This is a genomic window from Vibrio sp. D173a (assembly GCF_030248475.1).
Genome location: NZ_JAHGAH010000092.1, coordinates 1 through 1,284, shown reverse-complemented (window position 1 = coordinate 1,284; position 1,284 = coordinate 1). Strand labels below are relative to the sequence as shown.

Annotated in this window: 1 protein-coding gene; it reads right to left on the bottom strand. The window is 41.6% G+C overall.

What is annotated here, in order from left to right; genetic code table 11:
- Positions 1–139 precede the first annotated feature (139 nt).
- Positions 140–1,177 (bottom strand): permease, encoded by a 1,038-nt coding sequence (locus KIV40_RS10530; RefSeq protein ID WP_011998819.1) that lies wholly within the window; start codon positions 1,175–1,177, stop codon positions 140–142.
- Positions 1,178–1,284: the final 107 nt, after the last annotated feature.

Sequence of the window (1,284 nt, the reverse complement as noted above, 5' to 3'; positions counted from 1 at the left end):
TAACTAATTTAATATCTGAAGTATCTATACTGAAACTCTTTGCATCAGTGTAACCACCAAATGAGTCTTAGCGTTAACAATGCTGTATTAGCATGAGAGCCGCGATTGCGGCTCTCATGTATTCCGGTTATTCGTGATATTAAGCAAACAAGAATGTGTACAAGTAACCTGCACCCACTGCCATACTTAGGATGACGAACAGGAACGCTGCAATCATTTGGTTCTTGAAGATTGATTTCAACAAGATTACCTCGGTTAGACTTGCGCCCGCACTGCCGATGATCAATGCCATTACAGAACCAAGTGCCATCCCCTTCTGAACTAGAGCAGCACTTAGTGGGATAACGGCCTCTGCACGAATGTATAGTGGGATACCGATAACAGCCGCTACAGGGATTGCATACCAGTTACCAGCACCTGCATACTCAGCGATTAAATCTGTTGGGATAAAGCCATAGATTAATGAACCAAGAGCAATACCCATTAGCAAGTATGGAAGAACTTGTTTGAAGTCTTTCCATGTATTTATCCAAATACGAACCCAACGGCTTGGCTCTGCGGATGGAACAATTGTAGCCGCAGCTTCACCGATTGATGAGCAGCAAGAAATTTGCACTTCTGGTACAGAGTCACCACAAGAAGTACCACAGCTAGATTCTTTTTTAGGTGCTGGTTTAGAGTCACCACAAGAAGTACCACAACTTGAGCCTGAATCTGTTGACTCATACGCTTCTGGACGTACATATTTTTCAAAACCTAACTTCTCTAAGATAAAACCAGCTGAAACGGCAACTACCATTGCTACTACAAAGTAGAACACAGCGACGTTCAAGCCGAATGTTGCAATAAACAAACCAATGATGACTGGATTAAGCAGTGGTGATGCAAACAAGAACACCATCATTGGACCGAAACCTGCTCTAGCTCTCAATAGGCCTTTCAAGAAAGGAATAGTTGAGCAAGAGCAAAATGGTGTGATAGCACCAAGGAACGCTGCCACAATGTAGCCTTTACCTTTTCTAGAGCTCAGGATTGATTGGATTTTCTCTGGGGTTAAAAACTCTTGAAGAATACCTACTAGGTAACTTACAGCTAAAAATAGGATGACTAGTTCAGTAGCCAAGAACAGAAACATATGTCCTGCTTCTTTGGCCATTGTAATAATTTCTGGGCTCATGTGACTCACCTCTCATTTCGATATTCTTCGAATTATACGCATAGGGCTTTCATCGTCAATAAATATTTCGAAAAAACTCGAAATATCTTTCTTCTTCGCTATAATAG

Coding starts and splice junctions, on each gene's coding strand:
- KIV40_RS10530 (WP_011998819.1), bottom strand. CDS start 1,177: ATGAGCCCAGAAATTATTACAATGGCCAAAGAAGCAGGACATATGTTT.